Here is a 25202-nt window from a genome sequence, read left to right on the forward strand (position 1 = left end):
AATTTCACCCTATCCGTTTGTTGTTCTCGAAGAAAAAGCCGATTTCAACAGCTGAAATCGGCTTTTACTTTAACGGAAAATGTTTAGCCAGCGTAGCCAATGCATTGCTATGAATAATTTCTTTTCCGTATTCCTCTAATCGATAAATGGTTAGTTGAGAATCGATCCCGTATTCTAATAAGATGCTTAACCAATTGTCGATTTCGTGTTCTGTATAGTTTTCATCAAATTCAACAAATAAGTAGTAGCGGCCTTCGAATTGAAACAGGCTGTTTTTCACATTTGTAAAATCAGCGCGATGAGCAAGCGCAATCAAGTCTTCGATATCTTTAAAAGAGATCGTAAAATGAAGCACTTCTTCTTCCTCGTCTTCTGTCAGCCCACCGCTATCCTGCTGCACATGAAAATGGTGGTCAAGAAGCTCCTCCATTTTTTCGTCCATCGGAAGCAATTTTTCTTCAGGAAGCGGAAGCTCTAATTTGCTTCCATCCTTGGACAGCTGCGCTTTTGTCACTAGCACCTCTAATCCTTTATCAAGCGCTTGCACTTGGATCCAAAGCGGCCCTTCAAGCGAAAAATCTCCTTCGTTATGGACTTCATCCATCATTTCCCAAAACAATTCTTCGCTTCGTTCGCGGTTATACCAAATTTCTTCGCGGTCAAAGCCGCGTTCTTCTATATCAACATAAGAGATATAAAACTTCACCGTATGCTCATTAATGCGTTCCATTTCCATTTGTCAACTCTCCCTTCTCCAAGACTGAGTTTGAAGGGACTTTTTTACCCCCGAAAGGCGATGCCTTGTACTTCTATTTTATGATAAAAACCTTCAGAAGGGAAATAAAAAAACCCCCATTTTTCAAAAAATAGTGATGAAATGAAACATGTCCTACTATAATGATGATGAAAGAAAAGGAGATGAGGAACATAAATGATAAGCGAATATATAACTTCGATTCTTCTCATCATCGGTATTGATGTCATTCTTGGCGGAGATAACGCAGTTGTCATTGCTTTAGCGAGCAGAAAGTTACCGGAGCAGAAACGAAATACAGCCATTGTGCTTGGAACCACGTTAGCCATTGCCGTTCGCATCGTTTTAACAGCGGCGGTCGTCATATTGCTAAAGATTCCGTTTTTGCAGTTTGTAGGCGGATGCATGCTGCTTTGGATTTCTCTCAAACTGTTAATTCAAAAAAACGAAACACCTACGCACATTGAATCAGCAACCTCGCTCTGGAAAGCAGTACAAACCATCGTTGCAGCAGATGTGGTGATGGGATTAGATAATGTTATTGCCATCGCCGGTGCAGCGGATGGCCGTGCTTCTCTTGTCGTCTTTGGATTTCTTTTTTCTGTTCCGATTATCATTTTAGGCAGCAAAATTATACTTTATTCAATGGAGCGATATCCTTTTTTAATTTACATTGGAGCAGCCATTTTAGCGTATACAGCTGGGAAAATGATCTTAGGAGAACAACGAATCCAACATATTGACGAAGTTGTTTCTCTTCGCCCTTTTTTCCCATTTGCCGCCGCTATGTTCATCATCTGTGCCGGCTGGCTGATCAATCGGAAAAATGACCGCTCTTGGACATAAGAACAAGATGATAAAAAACTTCTACATGGAGCAACCATGTAGAAGTTTTTTACTGATTAACGAGCCGTTGAGCTTCACGCAACTGATAAGCTCGCACCTTGCGCGGCAAGAAGCGGCGAATTTCATCCTCGTTATACCCAACTTGAAGACGTTTTTCATCAATGATAATCGGTCTTCTTAAAATCCCCGGATATTTTTGGATAATCTCATATAAATCTTGGAGCGGCAATGACTCGAGATTTATATTTAATTTTTGGAAAATTTTTGATCTAGTAGAGATAATTTCATCTGTCCCCGTTTCTGTCATGCGAAGAATTTCTTTAATTTCATCGATTGACAGCGGTTCAGAAAAAATATTTCGTTCAACATACGGAATATCATGTTGCTCTAGCCACGCTTTTGCTTTGCGGCAAGAGGTGCAGCTAGGTGATGTATACAATGTAACCATAATTGTTACTCACTCTCCTTTAACAGGATAAATAGTCCTGCTTACATATGAGCCAGTCAGCTTGTTTTCTGCTCATATTTAGATGAAAATGGATTTCATATTGTATATTATACAATAAAATTCCTAAGAACGGTATAGTTTTTCAAAGTCCCCCCATTTTCTTCATCCCGCTTCCCATATTCTCTAAAATCCTCTACAATATAAAGAAAGGAAAATAACAACGGCCATCCATGACCTCAAAAACGAAACCATGCGACCGTCTTCGCTTTTTATCGGCTGATTCGATGATAAAGTGAAGCAGTCGAAGCGTTTACTTGAACGAACATCCCTGTTTCGGCATCTTGCTTATTTCCATTGTTGGCCATTCTATAAGCAGGTAAGGGGAGGAAGGGCATATGACCCAATATTTTATCGATTTCGTGATTGTCGGCGTCCTCATCATTGGAATGACGGCGCTAATGGGGGTTTTTGCCAACGGGGTTGGCGAATATGTATTTGGCGGCTCCAGACGATTGGAGCACATTCAAAAAACAGCCAAAACACAAGAAGGCTGGAATCGCGTTGGCGGCAAAAAAATCTCGGGATAATGCTCAAGAAGATGGTAGACAAAGTCAACATGGACTTTGTCTACCATCATTTTAAGCATCCCTCCATTCATGGTGACGTTTCTTACATCAGAATGGCTTGAAAACGTTCGGAAGACAAGAAACGCTGCCGAATCAAGACATTCATGAGCAGAGCCAGTGATGCAGCATGAAGGGTCGCCAACAGTCTATGTTTTTTTATTTTTAGAATAGTCAAATGAATCAAAATGTTTTATAATCATTCATATCCATTCCATTTATTAAAAAAAGATCTCTCGAAACGAGAGATCAACTATGCATGGCTTTATATTTTTTGTATTCTTCCTCCGAGCATAATACAAAATGGCCCGGCGTAATTTCACGAAATTCGAGACTTTCTCCATCTTTATATTGGTGCTGTGATGGATCATAAATCGCTCTCCTGCGCACTCGTTCTGTTTCCGGATCCGGCAGCGGAATCGCGGATAATAATGCTTTTGTATAAGGATGAATCGGGTTGCGATACAGCTCTTCCGCCTCTGCCAATTCAACCATTTTTCCAAAATACATGACACCGATGCGATCGCTAATATATTTCACCATCGACAAATCATGGGCAATAAATAAGTAAGTCAGTCCTTTTTCGCGCTGTAGTCTCTTCATTAAGTTCACAACCTGCGCTTGGATCGAAACATCTAAGGCAGAAATCGGTTCATCGGCAATAATAAATTCCGGCTCAACCGCTAAAGCGCGGGCAATTCCGATCCGTTGCCGCTGACCGCCGGAAAATTCATGCGGATATCGATTCGCATGCTCTCGATTTAAGCCAACCGTCTCGAGGAGCTCGTATACCCGTTTCATTCGTTCCTCTTTTGTTTTTGCAAGACCGTGAATATCGATGCCCTCAGCAATGATGTCCGCAACGGTCATGCGCGGATTCAGCGACGCGTATGGATCTTGGAAAATCATTTGCATTTTTCGCTTTAACATTTTTAATTCTTTAGGCGATTTTTTGCCGTGAACGCTCACGCCATTCAGCAGCACCTCGCCGCTCGTTGCTTGATATAAGCCAATAATCGTCCTTCCTGTCGTCGATTTCCCGCATCCAGATTCTCCCACAAGACCAAGCGTTTCTCCTTTATAAATATCGAACGTTATACCGTCTACTGCTTTGATCACTTGTCCATGCCCGACGTTAAAATGCTGCTTAAGATTTTTGATTTCGATCAGTTTTTGCTTTTCTGCCATTTTACTCACTCTCCTTTACAATAACAGGTTGAGGGTAATTGGAGGAGAGCTTGCGCAAACGTTTTTTCACCGCTTCAGGCGGCTCTACTTTTGGCGCGTCCGGATGAAGCAGCCATGTCGCTGCATAGTGCGTATCCGAAATCTGAAACAGCGGCGGCTCCAACTCAAAGTCGATTTTCATCGCATATGGATTGCGCGGCGCAAATGCATCGCCTTTTGGCGGGTTTGTCAAATCTGGCGGCGTTCCTGGGATGGCCGCTAATTCCGATTTATCATCGCTATCTAAGCTCGGCATCGACGCCAATAATCCCCATGTATAAGGATGCTTCGGGTCATAGAAGACTTCATCCACCGTTCCCATTTCTACGATTTTTCCTGCGTACATGACGGCCACACGATCCGCTACATTAGCAACGACCCCTAAATCATGAGTAATAAAGATAATCGACGTATTGGTTTTCTTCTGCAGCTCTTTCATCAGCTCTAAAATTTGCGCCTGAATCGTTACATCCAACGCTGTCGTTGGTTCATCGGCAATCAATAGCTTCGGATTGGAGGCCAAGGCTACAGCAATCATCGCCCGCTGTCTCATTCCCCCGGAAAATTCGTGCGGATATTGGGTCACGCGTTTTTCCGGCATCGGAATCCCAACAAGACGCAACAATTCAATCGCCCGCTCCTTTGCAGCCGATTTGTCCATTTTCAAATGTTTCGTTAACACTTCCATGATCTGATGTCCGACCTTCATGGTTGGATTCAACGATGTCATTGGATCTTGAAAGATCATCCCGATATCTTTTCCGCGAATCGCTTCCATTTCCTTGTCTGTTTTCTTAACAAGATCCTCTCCATCAAAAAGAATTTGTCCATTTTTGATTCTGCCCGGCGGTGTTGGAATAAGGCGCATAATGGTTTGGGAAGTCACGCTTTTTCCGGATCCTGATTCCCCTACAATCGCCAGCGTTTCCCCTCTGTTTAAGTGAAAGCTAACACCGCGCACAGCCTGAACTTCTCCGCCATATGTTTGAAACGAAACCTCTAAGTTTTTTACTTCTAACAGCTTCTCCATGTCTTCACCCCTTACTTACGCAATCTCGGATCTAGCGCATCGCGCAAACCGTCCCCTACTACGTTAAATGCAAAAATCGTTAAGCAAATAAAAGTAGCTGGGAAAAATAACCGCCATGGATAGTATTGCATGGCTTGTACTCCATCAGAAGCCATCGTCCCCCAACTCGCTAAAGGCTGCGGCACGCCAAGACCTAAATAACTTAAAAATGCTTCTGTAAAAATCGCAGATGGAATCGATAAGGTTAATGTGACAAGAATCGGGCCCATCGCGTTTGGAATTAAATGCTTAAACATAATCCGCGATGTGCTTGCACCTAGCGTTTGCGATGCAAGTACATATTCTTGGCTTTTCAGCTGAAGCACTTGCCCGCGAACGATGCGCGCCATATTGATCCATCCGGTAATCGTCATCGCTAAAATCATGGTACCTAGTCCTTGGCCTAAAACAACCATTAAGATAATCACGAGCAACAAATAAGGAACGGCCCATAAAATATCGGCAATCCGCATCATCACTTCGTCCGTTCTGCCACCGCGAAGCCCGGAAATACCGCCCCACAGCACCCCAATCAATAAGTCAATAAGCGCTGCGGCTAAACCAATGAACAAAGAAATTCTAGCACCATACCATGTACGCGCGAATACATCCCGACCTAAATCATCTGTGCCAAACCAGTGCTTAGAAGATGGAGGCTGGTTTGTATTCATTAAGTCGTTTGTCGCATAGTCGTATTTCGTCATGTGTGGTCCAAAAATCGCCATAAAGACTAAGAGTACAAGCAAAACTAGGCCAAACATCGCTAATTTATTTTTGCGAAAGCGAATCGCAACATCCTTCCAATAAGAAAGGCTCGGTCTCGATATTTTTTCCGCTTCGCCCAGCTCTGCTGCCGCTGGCTGAAACATCTCTTTTGGAATTTGTTGCATGATTACTCTCCTTTCTTTCCACCGGCTAGCTTAATTCGAGGATCAATGAAGCCGTACGCAATATCCACAAGCAGGACAGATGCCAGCAGTAAAATGCTGTAAAACACCGTAACTCCCATAATCACGGTATAATCACGATTCGAAATGCTCAATACAAAATGGCTTCCCAATCCAGGAATACCAAAGATTTTTTCAATGACAAAGCTTCCCGTTAAAATCCCTGCGGACAATGGTCCCAAATAGGTGACAACAGGCAATAAAGCGTTGCGAATGGCGTGTTTTACCGTAATTTGTCCTCTTGAAAGCCCTTTTGCCTTCGCTGTGCGAATATAATCATTGCTTAATACCTCCAGCATGCTGGAACGAGTCAGGCGAGCAATGAACGCCATCGGTGTCGCCGCAAGCGCAAGCGCCGGCAAAACCGTGTGCTGCAATGACTCCCATCGGGCCACCGGGAACAAATGCAGCTTAATCGCTAAAAAGTATTGCAAAACAGAGGCCATAATAAAGCTCGGAACCGATATTCCGAGAACGGCAAAAACCATCGCTCCGTAATCCTGCCATTTATTATGATTCAGCGCAGCAATAATCCCTAACAAAATCCCGATACTTACTGCTATCAGCAAAGCTTCCATTCCAAGAAAAAAAGAAACCGGAAAGCCGTCGCTAATGAGATCGTTCACTGTTTGTCCTTTATATTTAAAGGACGGACCGAAATCCCATTTCGCAACAGAAACTAAATAGTCAAAATATTGACTGTACCAAGGGCGATCCAGCCCATAGTATTCATTTAAGTTTTTTTCAATTTCAGGAGGCAACTTTTTCTCCCCAGAGAAAGGTCCACCTGGCGCAGCTCTCATTAAAAAGAACGTCGCTGTAATAATTAAAAAGAGTGATAGCAACATATAGAGCAAACGTCTGCCTATATACCGCAACATATTCAAACACCTCCATTTTTTTGTAATTTGGCTTCATCGTGAAATGAAGGTATACGGGACAGTTCCCATATACCTTCACTCATTCACACCTTATTCAAAATATGCCCATTTGAATTGAACATCGCCAAGGCCTGATACTTCCACGCCTTTTAGGTTGTCTTTTTGCACCCAAGTATTTGTGTAGAAGTAGATTGGCGCGATTGGAAGCTCATCCATTAAAATTTGTTCTGCATCTTTGAGCATTTGCTTACGTTTTTCTGGATCAGCCTCTTTTTGTGAATCGATTAGCAATTGTTTGAACTTCGGATTTTCCCAATTTGTATCGTTGTTACCGCCCTCTTTATCACGGTATAGCTCCAGGAAGTTGATTGGATCGTTAAAGTCTCCTAACCAACCCATGCGGCCAATTTGATAATCGCCAGAATGCAATTTGTCAATGTATACGTTCCATTCTGCATTTTCCAGCTTCACATTAATGCCTAGATTTTTCTTCCACATGTCTTGAATGGCCTGAGCAATTTTAGCGTGAGCGTCGTCCGTATTATAGGACAGAGTGATTGGCGGCAAATCTTTTACATCCTTTAAGCCAAGCTCTTGAAGACCTTTTTGTAAATACTCTTTTGCTTTTTCGACATCGTTATCTTTGAAATATCCCTTTTCATTTTCAGGGAACATCGTTGGCGGCACAGCAGCCATCGCTGGAATTTGCTCGCCTTTTGTCACGTTTTCTACAATCGCTTTGCGGTCGATCGCATATGTGAATGCCTTGCGGATATTCACATTGTTGAATGGTGGTTTTTCCGTATTAAATTTGTACCAATACGTACCTGCGATTGGCTGAACGTGCAATTTACCTTCTTTCTTTAACTGCGGCAAAGAGTCTGTCGGCAATTGGCCAGTAGGCATTCCTGCCCAATCTAGCTCTCCGTTGTTAAACATGGAAAGCTCCGTATTGGTGTCATTGACCATCGCCATGTCGATTTTCTCAAGCTTGACGTTTTTCGCATCCCAATAGGATTCATTCTTTTCAAGAACGATTTTGCTGTTATGCTCCCAAGTGACCATTTTGAACGGACCGTTTGAAGTGTAATCAGGCCCTGCGTTTTTATACCAGTCTGGTTTTTGTTGAGCCACTTTGCTGTTCACTGGATAATACGTATAGAACGCTGTTAATTCTAAAAAGTAAGGGGTTGGAGCTTCAAGAGTCACTTGCAGTGTTTTCTCGTCAAGTGCTTTTACGCCAACGTCCTCAGCCTTCGCCTTTCCTTCATTATAGGCTTGGCCATTTTTAATATAGTAAAGCTGATAAGCGTATTGTGATTCATTCTTTGGATCAAGCGCCCATTTCCAAGCATATTCGAAGTCTTGCGCTGTCACTGGGTCACCGTTTGTCCATTTTGCGTCGCGCAGCTTGAATGTGTAAGTCGTTAAATCATCGGAAACCTCGTAGCTTTCTGCAGCAGCTAATTCAGGTTTGCCGTCTTTAATGGTTGTCAACCCTTCGAATGTTTGGCGCAACACGTTACCAGAAACAGAGTCATTCGCCAAACCAGGATGTAGAGAAAACGGCTCAGTCTTAATGTTCACACGCAGCTCTTGCGGAACATCTGATTTTTTGCCTCCTGCTTTATCATCGCTGGCGTCATCTTTTTTGCTGAATCCGCCACAAGCAGCAAGGAAGAGACTAAGCACTAGCATTAAGCTGAACAAAAGAGATAGTCTTTTCTTCAATGAATTTCCCCCCTAGTAAAAAATTTTTATAGTCAAAAGTCCTACGTAAAAGCGCAGAACTTTTGGTACCCTAGTTGCATCTTGAGCCGGTATGTACAAGAGCCTAGATCCATCACTCTGGATGGAAAAATTTTATCTGCTCTACTACAGATCGAAAATATTAATATACTTAAAAAAGAAATCATTCTATATTTTTGTTTTTTCTGAATTTTCCATTTGTTAAAATTGTTTTTTTAACTTTATTTTTCAGCTAATTAGCATTTTATAGTTTTTTTTGATAAATGTAAATAAAAAAAATTACAAAATCACAAAAAAAAACTGAAAAAACAACAAATTAAAGCGTTTACATTTTCATTTTTTTAAATTTATCCTTTCATTACACTAGCAATTTATCACTTTAATTTAGGAAAGAGAATTTTTTGAAAATAATTTTTTCAATAAGCTTGATATAATAATACAGAAATAGGAAAATCGACGGTTATTTCTTGCACAAATGTTCTTCATGCATTAGAATAAAGAAAAAAACAGCATGCGATGAGAAAGAAGAGTACATGTTGTGATGCCTTCAGAGAGCTTGTGGTTGGTGGGAACAAGCGGCTAGCAATATGGAATGGGCTTTCGAGCATCTGGGCTGAACTGGAGAGTAGGCTCAGACGTCTGCCTTGCGTTACAGAGGCGCCATGCATGACACAGCATGGATCAGAGTGATTGCACGTTTCTGTGCAATAACTAGGGTGGCAACGCGGTCCTATCGTCCCTAATTTTCGCTAAGGGGAGATAGGGCCTTTATTTATGAGCAAATAATGGAAAAGGAGTGGTCTATCTCATGAAAACCATTTTTTCTGGCATCCAGCCAAGCGGAGTTCTCACCCTTGGAAACTATATTGGTGCCATGCGGCAGTTTGTTGAGCTGCAACACGAATATCAATGCTATTTTTGTATCGTCGATCAGCACGCGATTACCGTGCCGCAAGATCCAAAACAGCTGCGTCAAAATATCCGCAGCTTGGCGGCCTTCTATTTAGCGGTCGGCATTGATCCGAACACAGCCACTTTATTTGTGCAATCAGAAGTTCCTGCTCACGCGCAGGCCGGATGGATTTTACAGTGTCTTTCCTATATCGGGGAGCTTGAACGGATGACGCAATTTAAAGATAAATCGGCGGGAAAAGAGGCAGTGAGCGCGGGTCTATTAACATACCCGCCGTTAATGGCGGCTGATATTCTTCTTTATAAAACAGACATCGTTCCTGTTGGCGAAGATCAAAAGCAGCACATTGAATTAACTCGCGACTTAGCGGAGCGCTTCAATAAACGATACGGGGAAATTTTCACCATCCCTGAAGCGCGCATCCCAAAAGTCGGAGCGCGAATTATGTCATTGGCCGATCCATTGAAAAAAATGAGTAAATCGGATCCAAATCAAAAATCATATATTACGCTGTTAGATGATGCCAAAGCCATTGAAAAGAAAATTAAGAGCGCTGTAACCGATTCTGAAGGAACGATCCGCTACGACAAGGAAACGAAGCCTGGTGTTACTAACTTATTGAATATTTATTCCATTTTAGCAAATAAAACGATCGAACAATTAGAACAGCAATATGCCGGAAAAGGCTATGGAGAATTTAAAAGCGATTTAGCTCAAGTGATTATGGATGCCCTCGCTCCGGTTCAAGAGAAATATTATCATTTAATGGAAAGCAGCTCTCTTGATGACATCCTTGATAAAGGGGCAGAGAAAGCGAACCAAGTAGCAAACGAAATGCTCAAAAAAATGGAACATGCGATAGGATTAGGACGAAATCGAGGGTAACAACAAAGCAAAAAAAGGCAAGCCGCAACATCGGCTTGCTTTTTATTCAACCTCTTTAGTTAACCCGCGGCTCTTGCTCCATTTCCCACAGCTTTTCAAAAAATGGCTGTCCTTTAATCATTTTTTCGCATAGTTGAACGTGCTTTTCCGACCAATCGTATTTTGTTTCCTCATATAGCTGCTGCCATGCTTCTTCAAATGACATTTGCTGAATTAAAGGATATTTATGCGGCGCCCATTCCGTGTACCAATAGCGAATTTCTGCTACATTTTTCGTTGAATAAAGCTGATCCATCGCCATAAACAAAAGCTGTTTGAGTTGGCGCTCCTTCCGTGTCAGTCCGTTCATCAGCTCCGGAGCAGGCGATAAAATATGATATTCTTTTTCATATGAAGGAAGCGGATAGGCTTCTTCTTGCTGGTCCGCGACCATTTCATAGACAAGCTGCTCTTGTCTTGGAATCAGCCGACTTTTGCGAATTGGAATGCTCGAACCGATCGTGTCAATCGCTAATATTCCTTTTCCATCCGTTACAACGAAACAATAATCAAGCTGAAGACGTTCATGGTTTTTCCGCACATATGCTTTTTGATAAACATCTTCTAAAAGTGGCTTAGGTATCTCCGACAAACTATTTTCTATATAATCAAACAAACGGGAAGATACCTTTAAAAGCGGAACTTGATCGAGCAATTCGACTTGGTCATCCTTTCTCCATTCATGAAAGTGACAGACGTTATACCCATTTTCCTCGCCTTCAAACCAATTCACCCAAATATCATGAAGATATAACATAAGATACCCCTCACTTCAAAAGCTATTTGTCCATCATTATAGGCAGAGGGGGATTATTTTATTCCACAGCAGCCTTTTTTATCCATTATTCTTGATCCGGAAAGTATAGACTGAACCACATGACAATCATGCCGATTGGAAGTAAATAGCACTCCATTCTCGTGCTAATCAATTGAAAGTAATCGATCCACCCTCGCTCCGGTGTGATGAGATTTAAATAAGCAATGGATGTAACCCCCCCTATAACTGAAAAACCAAAGCCGAGCAAATAAATGAATACGCGCATCGCTTTCCTCCATCGCCTTGTCCATCTTATTTCTACATATATGTGCAAGCGGCATTGTTCATGACTATGACCTTAAGACGATTGCTAAAATTGCGCGAGCTGCAGAATGCGCTCTGCAGGCATTTCCATCAGCTTAAAAAAGTCGTGCTCTTTTTGCAAGGCGGCACATATGATTCCGTAGCCTACCGCATATCCAAGCATCTCAGGATATAGACCGCGGCCATATAAAAGGCGGTCGTATAATCGATGTGACGGAAAAATCATTTGATAGCGGTCAAGATATTGCTTCCAAAAATGGCGCAATTCATCGTCTGAATAGTATGATGTCCATTTGGCTTGATATTCTTTTCCCACGTCTTGCCCGACTGCTTGTTCTGCCAAGCCCTCTAAAATCACGGCGTCAAGCAGCGGATATTCCTTTTTCGGTTGCTTTGCTAGGCGGCAAACGTGATTGTATTCATGAGTCAATACGGCCTCTATTTCTTTCCATGAATGCTGCGGCAACAAAAATAAAAACAATTTATCAGCGTAGGCGAGACCGCCTTTACTATTAAAATCTCGAGCCATCTTTCTGTTATGTTCATTTGCCGGAAAAATAAAAACAGGTACATCCGGGCCGTTCCAGCGCTTTTGTAATCGATGATAGATCCTTTCCGTTCGCTCCCATAGCTGCTTTCGCTTCATGGTTTCTGTTATCTTTTTCGCTTCCTCCGATAACGAATGCATTCCGTGATGAATAAGATGAACATAAATATGCCGAGCGTTGCCCCCTTGAAAATAATCGGTTAGCCGTTCGCATAGCTGCAGCGGCTGTTCCGTAGCGAGCCATTCGTCGGTATGAATAACCGGCATTTCTCGCTTCCCCCTTTCTCTTCCTTATTTCCTATCGTATGATGGAGCAGAAAAAGGGGTGAAAAAAAGGCGATCCCGCTTTTTATGAGATCGCCTTGTTGATTATTCCGTATATTTTCTGAAAATAAGAGTGGCATTATGTCCGCCAAAGCCAAGCGAGTTGCTTAAAACAGCGTTTACTTCCTGTTTTCTCGCCACATTTGGCACATAATCAAGATCGCACTCTGGATCCGGTGTTTCATAATGAATCGTTGGCGGAATCACTCCATCGATCATTGTCAAGATGGAGAACATTGCTTCAACCGCGCCTGCGGCACCCAATAAATGGCCGGTCATCGACTTGGTTGAGCTGATTGCCAATTTATAAGCATGATCGCCAAAGACCTCTTTTATCGCCATTGTTTCATATTTATCGTTATATTCGGTGCTTGTTCCATGAGCGTTAATATAACCGATTTCTTCTGGCTTCATTCCGGCATCAGCGAGCGCTTGGCGCATCGCCCGCACACCGCCTTCCCCGCCTGGTGCAGGAGCTGTAATGTGATAAGCATCTCCCGTTGATCCATAGCCAACGATTTCCGCATAAATACGAGCGCCCCGCTTGCGTGCATGTTCTAATTCTTCGAGCACGAGAATAGCAGCACCCTCTCCGATCACAAACCCATCACGGTTTTTATCGAATGGCCGGCTTGCTTTGTCCGGATCAGGATTTGTTGATAAAGCCGTATTCGCGCAAAATCCGGCTAATGCCATTTTCGTAATCGGCGCTTCGGTTCCTCCTGTCACCATCACATCCGCATCACCGCGTTGAATGACTTTAAACGCATCGCCAATCGAATTCGCGCCCGTTGCGCATGCTGTAACTGTACAAGAGTTGATTCCTTTTGCTCCTAATATAATCGATACTTGCCCTGCCGCCATATCAGGAATCATCATCGGTACAAAAAATGGGCTTACACGGCGATAACCGCGCTGTTGAAAAATTTCAAACTGCTGCTCGAATGTTTCCATTCCGCCGATTCCTGAGCCAATCCATACGCCCACTCGCTCGGCATTTTCTTCATTGATTGTTAAATTGGCATCTTTTACAGCCATAAGTGCAGATGCTACCGCATATTGAGTAAAGCGGTCCATTTTACGCGCTTCACGTTTATCCATATAAAGTTCCGGATTAAAATCCTTTACCTCTGCCGCAACTTTTGCCGGATAATCATCTGGATTGACACGAGTCAGCGGACCCACGCCATTTTCGCCTGCTATTATACGTTCCCATGTTGTTTCCACATCATTACCAAGCGGAGTCACTGCTCCCAAACCTGTGACAACGACTCTTCTCTTTTCCATCCTTTTTGCCTCTCTTTCCGTTTGTAGTCAAAGAGCTTTCATCGTTATTTTAGCGTCCCCATCTTAAGGCGATCGCTCCCCATGTTAAACCGCCCCCAAAACCAACCATAATGATTAGATCATCGTCTTTGATTTTTCCAGCCTCTAGTTCTTCGACAATCGAAATTGGAATAGAAGCAGCGGACGTATTGCCATATTTTCTGACGGTTGCTGACATTTTATCCTCCGGCAGCTCCAAGCGCTGTCTAGCTGCTTCAACAATACGAATATTGGCTTGATGCGGAACTAAAAAATCCACATCCTGTTTAGACAATCCTGCTTTTTCGAGTACGTGAATGCATGATTCCCCCATTTGACGAACCGCAAATTTGAACACCTCTCGACCATTCATAACAACATATTCGTCTTGATATAGGTGTTTTCCTCCTGTTCCGTCAGCTCCTAATTCAAAGGATACAATACCGCGTCCTTCGGAAACGGGTCCCATCACGACAGCACCTGCCCCATCACCAAATAAAACAGCCGTATTGCGGTCCTCCCAATTTACGATTTTCGATAATTTTTCCGCTCCTATCACTAATATATATCGATATGTTCCGCTTTCAATAAATTGCTTTGCTGTAACCATTCCATACATGAAGCCAGCGCAGGCTGCACTAATATCTAGGGCTGCTGCTTTTGTCGCCCCCAATCTTTCTTGCAGCATGCAAGCAACTGACGGAAATGGACGATCCGGCGTTACTGTAGCCACTAAAATTAAATCAAGTTCCGCAGCTGAGATCCGGGCGTTCTCAAGAGCCTTCACAGCAGCAAAATAAGCCATATCTGACGTGTCAATATCATCAGCGGCAATTCTTCTCTCTTCAATTCCCGTTCTAGTCCGAATCCATTCATCAGACGTATCCATCATTTTTTCCAAATCGAGGTTGGTGACTACCTTTTCCGGCAAATACCGGCCGATTCCGATAATACCTGCATTCATGCAGAACATCTCCTTTATTGTTATATAACCAATTACTATTACTTGGTACTAATTTTATCGAAGTTTTCATAATCACGCAATATAAATGTTTGGTCCATGTCATCTGTCTAATCATTTCTACTTTTCTGAACATAAATTGCTTATAAGGAGAAAGGGGGATCTCATGTGGAAGAAGAAAAACAAACGACCCATCAGCTAAATGACCGTTTTTCTCGTCTAATGTTTGGAGACTTTCCATTTCGTCAAGAAAAACAAACAAACGTAGCAGAAACATCCTCTTCCCAGCAGGGGGTTGATTTTCTACAGCTTATGCAGGACATTGATACACTTGTCTCCTCGTTCCATCAACTCAAACCATTCATGAAAACGTTTACTTCTTTTACGGATTTATTAAAAAAATAAATAACGTAGATCGAAACGAACCGATTGTGCGGTTCCTATTTTTTCCACACGAATACATGGCAAAGGTAAGTCACCAGATCTCTCCGGCCGTTGCTCTTCCAGAAACCACAGGTGTGTTGATGATCCAATAAAACCAATTGACATTACTTGATTTCTCGCTTTTCTGCCGTAGTCGGCAAGCCATATTTTTAGTAAAAGAATGGATTATTACCGTTTGTGCAGAAGCCATGTTTTCATCTTCAAATAGCATGAATAGTGGGAAAGTAGAGCGCATTTTTAGAAAAGCTTCTGTAAAGCATGCTTCACCAGCCTCCTTATCTAACTCGTTGCGTGGATCCTTCTGCTGCAAAAACTCCTCTATCGTTCCTAAGAGCGATAGAGGAGCTCATCATAATCGATTATACTTTTCATAGAATTGGTGAATGGCTCTGGCAAACCGATATCGTTTTTCCGGTAAATGATACAAAACTTCCACAGGCAGCTTTTTTTCTTTTGCTATTTCTGCATACTTACGGCAGTGAAGGGAAGAAGGATAAGGCGTTACTCCGGATAGCTGCCATATTTTCGTCGGTACATGGGAAAAAGTCAGAGAAGAACAAGGAATCACATCATACACTTTAGTCTTGTCTACTCTATAGGCATCGGCGATATCGTTTACTAGACGTTTGTAGAAAAATTTGTTTTCCTTTTCGTATTCCAGTTGTGCTCGCAAATTTAGACATGGACTAAACATCGCCACCGCCCGAATTTGTGGAGATATTTCCTCCATCAGTCGCAAGGCGGCAAGCGCCCCCATTCCTTCGGCTAAAAGATAAATACGATGATTAAGAATTTCACTTTTTAATACATAGTAGATCAGTTGTTTCGCCAACCGAAGCGCCTGATCACTTCCCCAATGCCGCCCGTACAAATGGGAAGAAAAAATGGTGTATCCATATTGAAGCAGATCATCTAGCAGTTGCCGTCTTCCTTCGTGCTCGGTCCAGAAGCTTGCATTTTCTGTTACATAATGATTGACATCTCCAAGAAGAAGAACGCCAAACCCATTTGGGCGCTCCGGTACATGGATGATGCACCATTGATCATCTAATTGGAAAAAACGCTGCTGAATCGTCATATTATTTCACCTTTACTTTCCCAGGTGTGTTGTCGATGAATCAATATCATTTAGAAATTGATTACCTTTATTGCTTTTCTGCCGCCCTTCGAACAATAATCGTTATGCGCAGAAAAGCGAATCATCATCCTCTCCTGATCACTTATACCACGATGAAGCCACTGTTTGTTGCCTCCTCCAAAGCATAGCGGTACATTAGAAATATATGTGAACACTTCAAAGATGGAAAGGGTATCAGCCTAAAAAGAAGAACATTTTCCATGAAAGCGATTTGTGATAAGATAGATAAAGAAAGCAAGAAATGTTGAGGTGAAAATCATGAGATTTTTTTGGACGCTCTTTTGGACATTCTTGCTAGCACAAATGGCTACATATGTCATTAGTTCCATGCAAGGAAGTTCTTATCAATTTTCAACAGGCGCTTTTTTAGGAGTGGCTATGACGATTTTTGTCATCATCATTGGCAGCTTGCTTCCTAATGATCCTGTTGGCCATCATGACCATCATTAAAAAGCAGAATCTAGCTCTTAGTGCGCTGCACAAAAGGAGGCTGTCTAAAAAGACAGCCTCCTTTTGTCAATACTCTCTGCCATTACAACTTGATGCGCGAGCATTTGCCCACCATTGAGCAGGTGATATCCGATTTCGCCGGCACGCTTTGACGTGACCGAACGCTTACTTTCAACGGACGACACCTATTCCAAATTATGGTATACAACTTTCATTCATATTACTCTGCGGTCAAAAATAGTTACATTTCGCTTTCAGCATTCGTCTTGATCACGATTTGCTCGTTCTCATAGTCCACGACAATCCGGCTGTGATCCTTCACCCGTCCCGCCACGATTTCTTTGGCCAGAGGCGTTTCAATCCGCTTCTGCATAAATCTCTTTAATGGACGCGCTCCATAGACAGGATCAAAACCTGCTTGCGCGATATACTCTTTCGCACGCTCTGACAGCGTTACAGAAATATGGCGATCCGCAAGGCGTGTGCCCAGTTCTCCCGCAAACTTGTCCACAATTCCCTTTAACTCTTTTATCGTCAGCGGCTTAAATAGAACGATATCATCAATGCGATTTAAAAATTCCGGCCGGAAGTGCATTCGCAATTGCTGCATCACTTGACTGCGAGCTTCTTCGCCAATTTCGCCATTTTCTTGCCCTGCTTCCAGTAGTGTGTGTGAACCGATATTCGATGTTAAAATAATGACGGTATTTTTAAAGTCCACCGTTCTTCCTTGTGAGTCCGTAATGCGGCCGTCGTCAAGCGCTTGTAATAAAATATTAAACACTTCCGGATGCGCTTTTTCCACTTCATCAAGCAAAATAACCGAATACGGCTTGCGACGCACCGCTTCTGTCAGCTGTCCGCCTTCTTCATAACCGACATATCCGGGAGGCGCGCCAATCAGCCGCGATACCGCGTGCTTTTCCATGTACTCCGACATATCAATCCGAACCATCTGTTCTTCGCTATCAAAAAGCGCTTGCGCCAACGCCTTGGCCAGCTCCGTTTTCCCTACCCCTGTCGGCCCTAGAAATAGAAAGGATCCAATCGGTCGGCGCGGATCTTTAATACCGGCGCGCGCCCGCAACACAGCATCTGCCACCAACTCTACCGCTTCGTCTTGACCGATGACGCGTTGATGCAATAGCTCCTGCAAGCGCAACAGCTTTTCCCGTTCCCCTTCTACTAGCTTCGTTAATGGGATGCCGGTCCATCTTGAGACGATTTCGGCAATTTCTTCTTCCGTCACCTCTTCCCGCAAAAGCCGCCCTTCTTTTTCTGTTCGGCTCGCATCTTGTTCAAGTTGCTTTAATTGCTTTTCCAGTTCCGGAATGCGTCCATGGCGCAGCTCAGCTGCTTTATTTAAATCATAAGCATTTTCAGCCTCTTCTAGCTCTCGTTTTGCTCTTTCCAGTTCCTCACGAACACCGCGTATTTGCTGAATCGCTTCTTTTTCCTGTTGCCATTTCGCTTTCATGCTATTGGCTTTTTCTTTTAAATTGGCTAGCTCCTGTTTGAGAGCTTCCAGACGTTCCCGGCTCGCTTCATCCTCTTCCTTGCGCAACGCGGCTTCTTCAATCTCAAGCTGCATCACACGACGCATCACCTCATCTAATTCTGATGGCATTGAATCAATTTCTGTGCGAATCATGGCACACGCTTCATCAACAAGATCAATGGCTTTATCAGGAAGAAAACGTTCAGAAATATAGCGATCTGATAATACCGCAGCGGTAACGAGCGCGCGGTCATGAATATTCACGCCATGATGAATCTCAAACCGTTCCTTTAAACCACGCAAGATAGAAATCGTATCTTCCACGCTCGGCTCTTCCACAAGCACCTGCTGAAACCGTCGCTCTAAAGCCGGGTCCTTTTCGATATATTGTCGATATTCATCCAAAGTGGTAGCGCCAATGCAGCGCAATTCCCCGCGAGCGAGCATCGGCTTTAACATGTTTCCTGCATCAATAGCCCCCTCGGCTTTTCCAGCACCGACAATCGTATGCAACTCGTCAATAAATAAAATGATCTTTCCTTCGCTTTTTTTTATTTCATTTAATACAGCTTTTAAGCGCTCTTCAAATTCCCCGCGAAATTTCGCTCCTGCGATTAAAGAGCTCATATCTAAAGCAAAAATGATTTTATCTTTTAAGCCTTCCGGTACGTCCTTCCGAACAATCCGTTGAGCAAGCCCTTCGACAATCGCTGTTTTTCCCACTCCCGGTTCGCCAATAAGCACTGGATTATTTTTGGTTTTACGCGATAAAATGCGGATCACACGGCGAATTTCACTGTCGCGGCCGATGACAGGGTCAATTTTTCCGGCGCGCGCCTCTTCCACTAAATCGCGGCCATATTTTTTTAATACCTCATATGTAGCTTCTGGATTTGCACTTGTCACGCGCTGATTCCCCCTTATTTCTTTTAATACTTGTAAAAGTCTCGAACGATTTAATTCGTACTTTTGCAGCAGCTGCCCGATCTCATTTTTTTCATTGGTTAACGCCAAAAGCAAATGTTCTACAGAGGTATACTCATCCTTCATCTGTTTTGCTTCCTGTTCAGCGTTGGTGAGCAACCGTTCCAAACGAGGCGCCATGTAGACAATTTCTTCCGCCCCCATCACTTCAGGTTTTCTTTTTAAAAATGAACGGAGATCTACAGCCATTTTGTTAATATTGATATGTAGAAGAGAGAGCATGCGTTTGGCCAGCCCTTCTTCCTGCTCCAACAACGCCAGCAAAAGATGATCGATATCCATCATTTGATGATGATACGTTTTGGCGATGGATTGAGCAGAGATCAGCGCCTCCTGCATCTTTTCTGTTAGCTTGTTCATATCCATGACATTCACCTGTCTTTTGACTTTTTTTGACCTTTATATATATTATACCCTTGTCCCACAGGAAAAGCCATTCCCACGGTGAGAATGGCTCAGTCTATTATCCTGCGTCACAGCGTCTCGTTCGTCTGCACGGTAACGTCTTCGTTCGGTTCTCTTCTTTCTCTGCCCAGCGTTTTTAAGACATTTTGAAGTGGAAACAACTGAAATGAGTAACGCCTCAAAATAATGGTAGACAAAGAAAAAATCGGCTTTGTCTACCATATCAACGGCTGCATCGATCGTTATGGTTTGCGCATATAAGTCCAATGGCGATTATGATTGGACGTTTCTGGGAATGTATCTCCCGCTTTGAGCTTCACTTTTTTAGGATTTTTCACGTTATCTCCTGTTTCTCCGATTTCAATATATACACCATTGTTGGGCGCTTTGTCCCCTGGTCCAAAATGACGTCTTTGGCCCATGCTCATCCCCTCCTTCAAGCAGCGTACACGCTTATCATCTCCCCTCTTTTTATCATTCACTCATGCAAATCGTGGAATGATTTGCAAAAAAACACCGGAGTAACCTCCGGTGTTTTTCAGCATGATAATAACGATAGCAAAATGGCTTTTTGGACATGGAGACGATTTCCCGCTTGCTCAAATACATAAGAATGGTCGCTGTCAATGACGCCAGCTGTCACTTCTTCGTCGCGATGAGCAGGCAAACAATGCAAAAACATATAATCTGGCTTAGCCTGCTTCACTAGCTGTTCGTTGACTTGAAACGGCTGGAACACTGCCAGCCGCTGCTGGCTTTCCTGTTCTTGTCCCATGCTCGTCCATACATCCGTATAAATGACATCAGCATGTTTCACCGCTTCTTGTGGAGAATGGGTCACGACCATTTGTGATCCTGTTTGTTTGGCTACTTCGATTGCAGCCTTGACATATTGTTCTTTCGGTTCATAGCCTATCGGGCATGCAATCGTACAATCCATCCCTACTTTGGCAGCGGCGATCATTAATCCATGGGCAACATTATTGCCATCTCCGACATATACTAGCTTCAGTCCCTTTAGCTGTTTTTTCGTTTCATAAATGGTTAGTAAATCAGCCAGTGCTTGACATGGATGATCGTCATCTGTCAATCCGTTAATAACGGGCACCGTTGCGTACTGTGCAAGCTCTTCGATTTTGCTATGGGCGAATGTGCGAATCATAATCGCATCTACATATTGCGATAATACTCTTGCCGTATCAGCAATGGTTTCCCCGCGGCCAATTTGCAAATCATGGCTGTTTAAATAAAGCGCATGTCCGCCTAACTGTGTCATCCCCACTTCAAAGGATACTCTCGTCCGCGTAGATGGCTTTTCGAAAATCATCGCCAATGTTTTCCCTGTTAATGGTGTATAGGCTTGACCTGCCAGCTGCTTTTGTTTCAACTCACTTGCTAACGTTAGTAAATCATGGATCTCCTCAGAAGAAAAATCGATTAATGTTAATAAATCCTTTCCTTTTAATGAATGGATTGTCGCATTCATCCTATCACCGCTTCCTCTGTTTGTTTTTTTAATTTAAGCCATTCCTGAATCGAAAGAACGGAAAAATCGTCAGAATCAAGCGCCTGCAAAAACAGCTTGCACGTTTCCACTTCCGTAAAGGCCAGCAGCTGCCGTGACAAAGCAAGCATCCGTTGTTCCGCAGCTTGTTGATCGTTTTTGAAATTAAAAAAGGCTAATGCTTCTTTTCGCTTTACCCATTCAGAAAATGGAATGTGGCTCACAAGCTTGATTCGCTTATTCTTCATTGCTTCTACGAGCGCTTGTATTTGCTCTATTTCTGCATCCACATAAACCTCGAAAGCATCTGCTTTTTTTGTCAAATAAGAATGGAACGCTTTGCCGGCTGCCTCCGCTGCTGTATGAGCAATGCTAATTCCTTCGCCTGTCGATTTCATTTCCGGCCCGACAAGCGGATCGACTCCAGGCAGCTTATGCATTGAAAAAACGGGATATTTCAAAACAATGTAGGGCATATCGCTGAAGCTGTTTGTCACAAAATCATTTGCCTCATCTAAGCATTTCCCAAGCAATAATTTTGTCGCAATTTGCGCAAGTGGGATTCCCGTCGTCTTGCTGACAATCGGCACCGTTCGGCTCGCGCGAGGGTTGACTTCCAGCACATACACCTCGCCATTTGCGATGACAAATTGAATATTCATTAAACCTTTGAATTGAAGCTTTTGCACAATTTTTTCAGCAAATGTTTTTATCTTGGCTTTTTCATACTCTGACAGCGTTTGTGCTGGCAGCCACGCATAGCTATCACCTGAATGAACGCCCGCTTTTTCAACATGCTCAATAATGGTTGGAATCCGTACGCTCTTTCCATCGGCTACCACATCGACTTCTGCTTCTTTTCCTTCCAAATACGCATCAATCAATACGGGATACGTCAAAGTGGCCGCTTGCTGCAACAATTGCTGTTCATTTTGTACAATAAACATGCCTTTGCCGCCGATCACATACGACGGGCGAAGCAACACCGGATAACCGATCTTTTCCGCTTTTTCCACCAACTCATTTTCATTTTCGGCTATTACACCAGGCACGTGTGGAATCGCTAATTCCTCTAAAAGCTGATAAAAACGATCACGATCCTCCAGCTGGTCAATGACATCGTATGAGGCGCCTAAAATGGTCACACCTGCCTCTTCCAGTTCTTTTACTAGATTAATCGCTGTCTGTCCCCCGAATTGGACAACCACTTTTTGAATTTGTTCTGCCTCAATCACATTAAGCACATCTTCTAACACGAGCGGTTCGAAATAAAGACGATCCGCCACTGCAAAATCGGTGCTAACGGTTTCTGGATTATTGTTAATTAAGACGGTTTCGTATCCTTCTTTCTGAAGAGCATAGACGCTATGAACGGAGCTGTAGTCAAATTCAATTCCTTGGCCGATTCGAATCGGCCCCGCTCCGATAATAAGAACTTTTTCTTTATCGCTTGCTTTTCGTTCATCCGCACCAAAATAAGTGGAGTAATAGTAATCCGTTTCCGAGTGGAATTCCGCTGCACACGTATCTACCATTTTATAAGCTGGAATAATGCCAAGCTGCTTCCGCTTGCGGCGAATTTCCGCTTCCTTTACATTCCAAATACTCGCTAAAAAAGCATCAGAAAAGCCTTTTTCTTTCAATAAGCGAAGCATTGCGGCATCAATATGAGCAAAATGGGCGGCTTTCGCTTGTTGCTCAAGCATAATAAGCTGATAAAAACTATTTAAAAAAAAGCGGTCGATTTTGGTTAGTTGATAGATCGTTTCGATCCCTTCGCCGCGTCTGAACAATTCTAAAATTGCAAAAAAGCGGCGATCATCTTGATAAATTAATAGCTCTTTTAATTCATCATTCGTCTTGGTGGACATCTCCGGCAAAAACAATCCGTTATTAGCCCCCTCCAATGAACGGACAGCCTTTTGCAGGGCGCGCTCCAAATTGCGGTCAATCGCCATCACTTCCCCCGTCGCTTTCATTTGCGTTCCTAGGCGGCGGTCGCCGCTTGGAAATTTATCAAATGGCAAACGCGGAAATTTGACAACAACATAATCAAGCGCTGGTTCAAAGCTGGCAAATGTATTTTTCGTAACAGGATTTAGTAATTCCGCTAATGTATAGCCGACAGCCAATTTGGCAGCAATGCGCGCAATCGGATATCCGGTCGCTTTGGATGCCAAAGCGGAGGAACGGCTAACGCGCGGATTCACCTCGATTAAATAATAATTTTTGCTAAACGGATCGAGCGCGAATTGAATGTTGCATCCGCCAATAATTCCGAGCGCTGAAATAATTTTTACTGCCGATGAGCGCAGCATATGATATTCTTCATCCGTTAAGGTTTGGGATGGGGCCACAACAATGGAGTCACCCGTATGAACTCCAACAGGATCGATGTTTTCCATGTTGCAAACTGTAATGCAAGTATCGGTATCGTCGCGCATCACTTCATATTCGATTTCTTTGTATCCTGCCACACTGCGCTCCACCAAACATTGGGTAATGGGACTTTCCGCCAATCCCTTTTCAACGAGGGATACAAATTGCTCCATAGTTTCCGCAATTCCTCCGCCGCTTCCCCCTAATGTATAGGCTGGACGGATAATGATCGGGAAGCCGATCTTTTCAGCAAAAGCAACTGCGTCCGCTACATTCGTAATAATTTCACTTTCTGGCACCGGCTCGTTTAACTCATACATTAACTGGCGGAACGCTTCCCGATCCTCTCCTTTTTGGATCGCTTCAATCGGTGTTCCAAGCAATCGCACGCCATATTTCGTTAAAACTCCTGCTTCATGGAGCTGAAACGCTAAGTTTAATCCCGTCTGTCCTCCAAAGGTCGCCAACAAGCCATCAGGCCGTTCTTTCGCGATAATGCTCTCCAAGCTATCGACTGTCAATGGCTCAAAATAAACAGCATCTGCATGAACATCGTCAGTCATAATCGTAGCCGGATTGTTATTGACTAGAATGACGCGATAGCCTTCTTCCTTTAAAGCGATGCATGCTTGCGTACCAGAATAGTCAAACTCCGCCGCTTGACCAATCACAATCGGTCCAGATCCGATGATTAAAATCGATTGAAGTGATGGATCTTTAGGCATATACTTTCTCTCCTTTGTTCACTGCTTGCAAAAATTCAGCAAAAATATGTTCTGTATCATTTGGTCCGGGATGTGCCTCCGGGTGATACTGAACCGATAAAATCGGTTTGTATCGGTGAACCATTCCTTCTACCGAATCGTCGTTCACATTGATAAAGCGAATATCAAACGGCGTAGCGGCCAAACTTTCTTTATTGACCACATAACTATGGTTTTGCGAAGTCATGAACACCTTTTTCTTCTGCAAATCATAAACGGGCTGGTTGGCTCCGCGATGTCCAAAGCGGAGCTTCTCTGTGTTGGCTCCGTATGATAATGCGACGAGCTGGTGTCCTAAACAAATCGCAAGCGTCGGATAATGGTCAATCATCATTCGGATATTCGGCAAATATTTTGCCAGCTGCTTCGGATCTCCCGGGCCATTGGATAAAACGATCCCGTCGGGCTGCAATGCTTCAATAGCGGAAAATGGCGTATGATAAGGAACGACGGTTACTTGGCATCCTCTTGTTACCAGAGATTGCACTATCGATTTCTTATAGCCAAAATCGACGAGTACAATATGCGTATCGCCGTTTCCATATACGGACATTTGCTCAGTGGATACACTTGCAACAGGAAAGCGATTTTCCTTGAGTGCGCCAATCTCCGATTCTCCTGGAGCAATCCACCCCATCATCGTTCCTTTATTGCGAATCTCTTTTACCAGCGCCCGCGTATCCACATGGGTTAATAGCGGAATCTTCCATTGCTGCAAGTATTCTTTTAAACTATATTTCGCTTCATAATGGTATCCTTGCTGACTTGCCTCATATACAATCACCGCCTGCACATGCGGTTTTTTACTTTCGAAATCGGCTTCATTAATTCCATAATTTCCAATCAGTGGATACGTGAACACAATGATTTGGTTTTTATATGAAGGATCTGTCAGCACTTCCTGATAGCCGGTCATTCCTGTATAAAAGACGACTTCTCCTTGAATTTCCCCGTTTTCTCCCGGCACTTCAAGAACTCCGGCAAATGTCTTTCCATTTGCTAAATGCAAACAAGCGTTCATCGCAGACACCTCATTA

At 43.3% G+C, this 25202-nt stretch carries 24 protein-coding genes and 1 other annotated feature; of the genes, 5 read left to right on the forward strand and 19 right to left on the reverse strand.

The window, feature by feature from the left end:
• Window positions 1-64: 64 nt before the first annotated feature.
• A complete protein-coding gene (mecA, locus tag GFC28_RS08715; RefSeq protein ID WP_044745740.1) occupies window positions 65-736 on the reverse strand; it encodes an adaptor protein MecA in 672 nt (223 codons plus the stop codon).
• 195 nt (window positions 737-931) lie between these two features.
• Between mecA and GFC28_RS08720 the strand changes: the two genes are divergently transcribed.
• Window positions 932-1600 carry a TerC family protein gene (locus GFC28_RS08720; protein WP_044745739.1) on the forward strand — a complete coding sequence of 223 codons (669 nt, stop codon included), beginning with the start codon at window positions 932-934 and terminating at the stop codon, window positions 1598-1600.
• A 49-nt stretch (window positions 1601-1649) separates the two neighbouring features.
• On the opposite strand, the gene spxA is transcribed toward GFC28_RS08720, so the two are convergent.
• Entirely contained in the window at window positions 1650-2048 is a 399-nt protein-coding gene (gene spxA / locus GFC28_RS08725) for a transcriptional regulator SpxA (RefSeq protein WP_044745738.1), read from the reverse strand.
• Window positions 2049-2443: 395 nt separating this feature from the next.
• Here spxA and GFC28_RS08730 point away from each other — a divergent pair, with 395 nt between their 5' ends.
• Window positions 2444-2635 (forward strand): hypothetical protein, encoded by a 192-nt coding sequence (locus GFC28_RS08730; RefSeq protein ID WP_044745737.1) that lies wholly within the window; start codon window positions 2444-2446, stop codon window positions 2633-2635.
• Window positions 2636-2920: 285 nt separating this feature from the next.
• Here GFC28_RS08730 and GFC28_RS08735 read toward each other — a convergent pair whose 3' ends face one another.
• From GFC28_RS08735 to GFC28_RS08755, 5 genes are all read right to left on the reverse strand, one after another.
• Window positions 2921-3859, reverse strand: a complete 939-nt coding sequence (locus tag GFC28_RS08735; RefSeq protein ID WP_044745736.1) for an ABC transporter ATP-binding protein — start codon at window positions 3857-3859, stop codon at window positions 2921-2923.
• Between the two features lies 1 nt (window position 3860).
• Window positions 3861-4928: an ABC transporter ATP-binding protein gene (locus tag GFC28_RS08740; protein WP_044745735.1), complete on the reverse strand. Its 1068-nt coding sequence runs from the start codon at window positions 4926-4928 to the stop codon at window positions 3861-3863.
• Window positions 4929-4939: 11 nt separating this feature from the next.
• Window positions 4940-5857 (reverse strand): ABC transporter permease, encoded by a 918-nt coding sequence (locus GFC28_RS08745; protein WP_044745734.1) that lies wholly within the window; start codon window positions 5855-5857, stop codon window positions 4940-4942.
• A 2-nt stretch (window positions 5858-5859) separates the two neighbouring features.
• Window positions 5860-6795, reverse strand: coding sequence for an ABC transporter permease (locus GFC28_RS08750; protein WP_044745733.1), 936 nt, complete (start codon window positions 6793-6795; stop codon window positions 5860-5862).
• Window positions 6796-6885: 90 nt separating this feature from the next.
• The gene (locus GFC28_RS08755; protein ID WP_044745732.1) at window positions 6886-8526 is read right to left on the reverse strand and encodes a peptide ABC transporter substrate-binding protein; all 1641 of its coding nucleotides are present in this window, start codon (window positions 8524-8526) and stop codon (window positions 6886-6888) included.
• A gap of 525 nt (window positions 8527-9051) precedes the next feature.
• Window positions 9052-9288, forward strand: a binding site (T-box leader).
• Window positions 9289-9352: 64 nt separating this feature from the next.
• On the opposite strand from GFC28_RS08755, the gene trpS reads away from it, so the two are divergent.
• Window positions 9353-10342 carry a tryptophan--tRNA ligase gene (gene trpS, locus GFC28_RS08760; RefSeq protein ID WP_044745731.1) on the forward strand — a complete coding sequence of 330 codons (990 nt, stop codon included), beginning with the start codon at window positions 9353-9355 and terminating at the stop codon, window positions 10340-10342.
• A gap of 55 nt (window positions 10343-10397) precedes the next feature.
• On the opposite strand, the gene GFC28_RS08765 is transcribed toward trpS, so the two are convergent.
• From GFC28_RS08765 to GFC28_RS08785, 5 genes are all read right to left on the reverse strand, one after another.
• Window positions 10398-11138: a YjbA family protein gene (locus GFC28_RS08765; RefSeq protein ID WP_044745730.1), complete on the reverse strand. Its 741-nt coding sequence runs from the start codon at window positions 11136-11138 to the stop codon at window positions 10398-10400.
• Between the two features lie 85 nt (window positions 11139-11223).
• Window positions 11224-11424 (reverse strand): YuzI family membrane protein, encoded by a 201-nt coding sequence (locus GFC28_RS08770; protein WP_044745729.1) that lies wholly within the window; start codon window positions 11422-11424, stop codon window positions 11224-11226.
• An 84-nt stretch (window positions 11425-11508) separates the two neighbouring features.
• On the reverse strand, window positions 11509-12276 hold the full coding sequence (locus GFC28_RS08775) for a DUF2268 domain-containing putative Zn-dependent protease (protein WP_044745728.1): 768 nt from the start codon (window positions 12274-12276) through the stop codon (window positions 11509-11511).
• Between the two features lie 102 nt (window positions 12277-12378).
• Complete coding sequence (gene fabF / locus GFC28_RS08780; protein WP_044745727.1) at window positions 12379-13620, reverse strand: beta-ketoacyl-ACP synthase II; 1242 nt, start codon at window positions 13618-13620, stop codon at window positions 12379-12381.
• A 49-nt stretch (window positions 13621-13669) separates the two neighbouring features.
• A complete protein-coding gene (locus tag GFC28_RS08785; protein ID WP_044745726.1) occupies window positions 13670-14602 on the reverse strand; it encodes a beta-ketoacyl-ACP synthase III in 933 nt (310 codons plus the stop codon).
• A 165-nt stretch (window positions 14603-14767) separates the two neighbouring features.
• On the opposite strand from GFC28_RS08785, the gene GFC28_RS08790 reads away from it, so the two are divergent.
• The gene (locus GFC28_RS08790) at window positions 14768-15004 is read left to right on the forward strand and encodes a hypothetical protein (protein ID WP_044745725.1); all 237 of its coding nucleotides are present in this window, start codon (window positions 14768-14770) and stop codon (window positions 15002-15004) included.
• Window positions 15005-15074: 70 nt separating this feature from the next.
• Here GFC28_RS08790 and GFC28_RS08795 read toward each other — a convergent pair whose 3' ends face one another.
• Together GFC28_RS08795 and GFC28_RS08800 are read right to left on the reverse strand one after the other, a co-directional pair.
• Window positions 15075-15353: a hypothetical protein gene (locus GFC28_RS08795; RefSeq protein WP_044745724.1), complete on the reverse strand. Its 279-nt coding sequence runs from the start codon at window positions 15351-15353 to the stop codon at window positions 15075-15077.
• 39 nt (window positions 15354-15392) lie between these two features.
• Window positions 15393-16121, reverse strand: coding sequence for an alpha/beta fold hydrolase (locus tag GFC28_RS08800; RefSeq protein ID WP_044745723.1), 729 nt, complete (start codon window positions 16119-16121; stop codon window positions 15393-15395).
• A 318-nt stretch (window positions 16122-16439) separates the two neighbouring features.
• Here GFC28_RS08800 and GFC28_RS08805 point away from each other — a divergent pair, with 318 nt between their 5' ends.
• Complete coding sequence (locus GFC28_RS08805) at window positions 16440-16631, forward strand: YjzD family protein (RefSeq protein WP_044745722.1); 192 nt, start codon at window positions 16440-16442, stop codon at window positions 16629-16631.
• Window positions 16632-16872: 241 nt separating this feature from the next.
• Here the strand turns inward: GFC28_RS08805 and clpB are convergent, their stop codons facing one another.
• The 5 genes from clpB to GFC28_RS08830 form a co-directional block, all read right to left on the reverse strand.
• Window positions 16873-19479 (reverse strand): ATP-dependent chaperone ClpB, encoded by a 2607-nt coding sequence (gene clpB / locus GFC28_RS08810; protein ID WP_044745721.1) that lies wholly within the window; start codon window positions 19477-19479, stop codon window positions 16873-16875.
• Between the two features lie 281 nt (window positions 19480-19760).
• Window positions 19761-19940 (reverse strand): YjzC family protein, encoded by a 180-nt coding sequence (locus GFC28_RS08815; RefSeq protein WP_044745720.1) that lies wholly within the window; start codon window positions 19938-19940, stop codon window positions 19761-19763.
• Between the two features lie 116 nt (window positions 19941-20056).
• Window positions 20057-21004: an ornithine carbamoyltransferase gene (argF, locus tag GFC28_RS08820; RefSeq protein WP_044745719.1), complete on the reverse strand. Its 948-nt coding sequence runs from the start codon at window positions 21002-21004 to the stop codon at window positions 20057-20059.
• Window positions 21001-24126: a carbamoyl-phosphate synthase (glutamine-hydrolyzing) large subunit gene (locus tag GFC28_RS08825; RefSeq protein ID WP_044745718.1), complete on the reverse strand. Its 3126-nt coding sequence runs from the start codon at window positions 24124-24126 to the stop codon at window positions 21001-21003. The genes argF and GFC28_RS08825 overlap by 4 nt, the downstream gene beginning before the upstream one ends.
• Window positions 24119-25186, reverse strand: a complete 1068-nt coding sequence (locus tag GFC28_RS08830) for a carbamoyl phosphate synthase small subunit (RefSeq protein WP_044745717.1) — start codon at window positions 25184-25186, stop codon at window positions 24119-24121. The genes GFC28_RS08825 and GFC28_RS08830 overlap by 8 nt, the downstream gene beginning before the upstream one ends.
• Window positions 25187-25202 lie beyond the last annotated feature (16 nt).

Origin of the sequence: Anoxybacillus sp. B2M1 (assembly GCF_001634265.1) — a bacterium.
Lineage (GTDB): Bacteria > Bacillota > Bacilli > Bacillales > Anoxybacillaceae > Anoxybacteroides > Anoxybacteroides rupiense.

Coding starts and splice junctions, on each gene's coding strand:
- clpB (WP_044745721.1), bottom strand. CDS start 19,479: ATGGATATGAACAAGCTAACAGAAAAGATGCAGGAGGCGCTGATCTCT.
- GFC28_RS08735 (WP_044745736.1), bottom strand. CDS start 3,859: ATGGCAGAAAAGCAAAAACTGATCGAAATCAAAAATCTTAAGCAGCAT.
- spxA (WP_044745738.1), bottom strand. CDS start 2,048: ATGGTTACATTGTATACATCACCTAGCTGCACCTCTTGCCGCAAAGCA.
- GFC28_RS08750 (WP_044745733.1), bottom strand. CDS start 6,795: ATGTTGCGGTATATAGGCAGACGTTTGCTCTATATGTTGCTATCACTC.
- GFC28_RS08830 (WP_044745717.1), bottom strand. CDS start 25,186: ATGAACGCTTGTTTGCATTTAGCAAATGGAAAGACATTTGCCGGAGTT.
- GFC28_RS08745 (WP_044745734.1), bottom strand. CDS start 5,857: ATGCAACAAATTCCAAAAGAGATGTTTCAGCCAGCGGCAGCAGAGCTG.
- GFC28_RS08765 (WP_044745730.1), bottom strand. CDS start 11,138: ATGTTATATCTTCATGATATTTGGGTGAATTGGTTTGAAGGCGAGGAA.
- GFC28_RS08825 (WP_044745718.1), bottom strand. CDS start 24,126: ATGCCTAAAGATCCATCACTTCAATCGATTTTAATCATCGGATCTGGA.
- mecA (WP_044745740.1), bottom strand. CDS start 736: ATGGAAATGGAACGCATTAATGAGCATACGGTGAAGTTTTATATCTCT.
- GFC28_RS08805 (WP_044745722.1), top strand. CDS start 16,440: ATGAGATTTTTTTGGACGCTCTTTTGGACATTCTTGCTAGCACAAATG.
- argF (WP_044745719.1), bottom strand. CDS start 21,004: ATGAATGCGACAATCCATTCATTAAAAGGAAAGGATTTATTAACATTA.
- GFC28_RS08785 (WP_044745726.1), bottom strand. CDS start 14,602: ATGAATGCAGGTATTATCGGAATCGGCCGGTATTTGCCGGAAAAGGTA.
- GFC28_RS08775 (WP_044745728.1), bottom strand. CDS start 12,276: ATGCCGGTTATTCATACCGACGAATGGCTCGCTACGGAACAGCCGCTG.
- trpS (WP_044745731.1), top strand. CDS start 9,353: ATGAAAACCATTTTTTCTGGCATCCAGCCAAGCGGAGTTCTCACCCTT.
- GFC28_RS08815 (WP_044745720.1), bottom strand. CDS start 19,940: ATGGGCCAAAGACGTCATTTTGGACCAGGGGACAAAGCGCCCAACAAT.
- GFC28_RS08730 (WP_044745737.1), top strand. CDS start 2,444: ATGACCCAATATTTTATCGATTTCGTGATTGTCGGCGTCCTCATCATT.
- fabF (WP_044745727.1), bottom strand. CDS start 13,620: ATGGAAAAGAGAAGAGTCGTTGTCACAGGTTTGGGAGCAGTGACTCCG.
- GFC28_RS08740 (WP_044745735.1), bottom strand. CDS start 4,928: ATGGAGAAGCTGTTAGAAGTAAAAAACTTAGAGGTTTCGTTTCAAACA.
- GFC28_RS08720 (WP_044745739.1), top strand. CDS start 932: ATGATAAGCGAATATATAACTTCGATTCTTCTCATCATCGGTATTGAT.
- GFC28_RS08800 (WP_044745723.1), bottom strand. CDS start 16,121: ATGACGATTCAGCAGCGTTTTTTCCAATTAGATGATCAATGGTGCATC.
- GFC28_RS08770 (WP_044745729.1), bottom strand. CDS start 11,424: ATGCGCGTATTCATTTATTTGCTCGGCTTTGGTTTTTCAGTTATAGGG.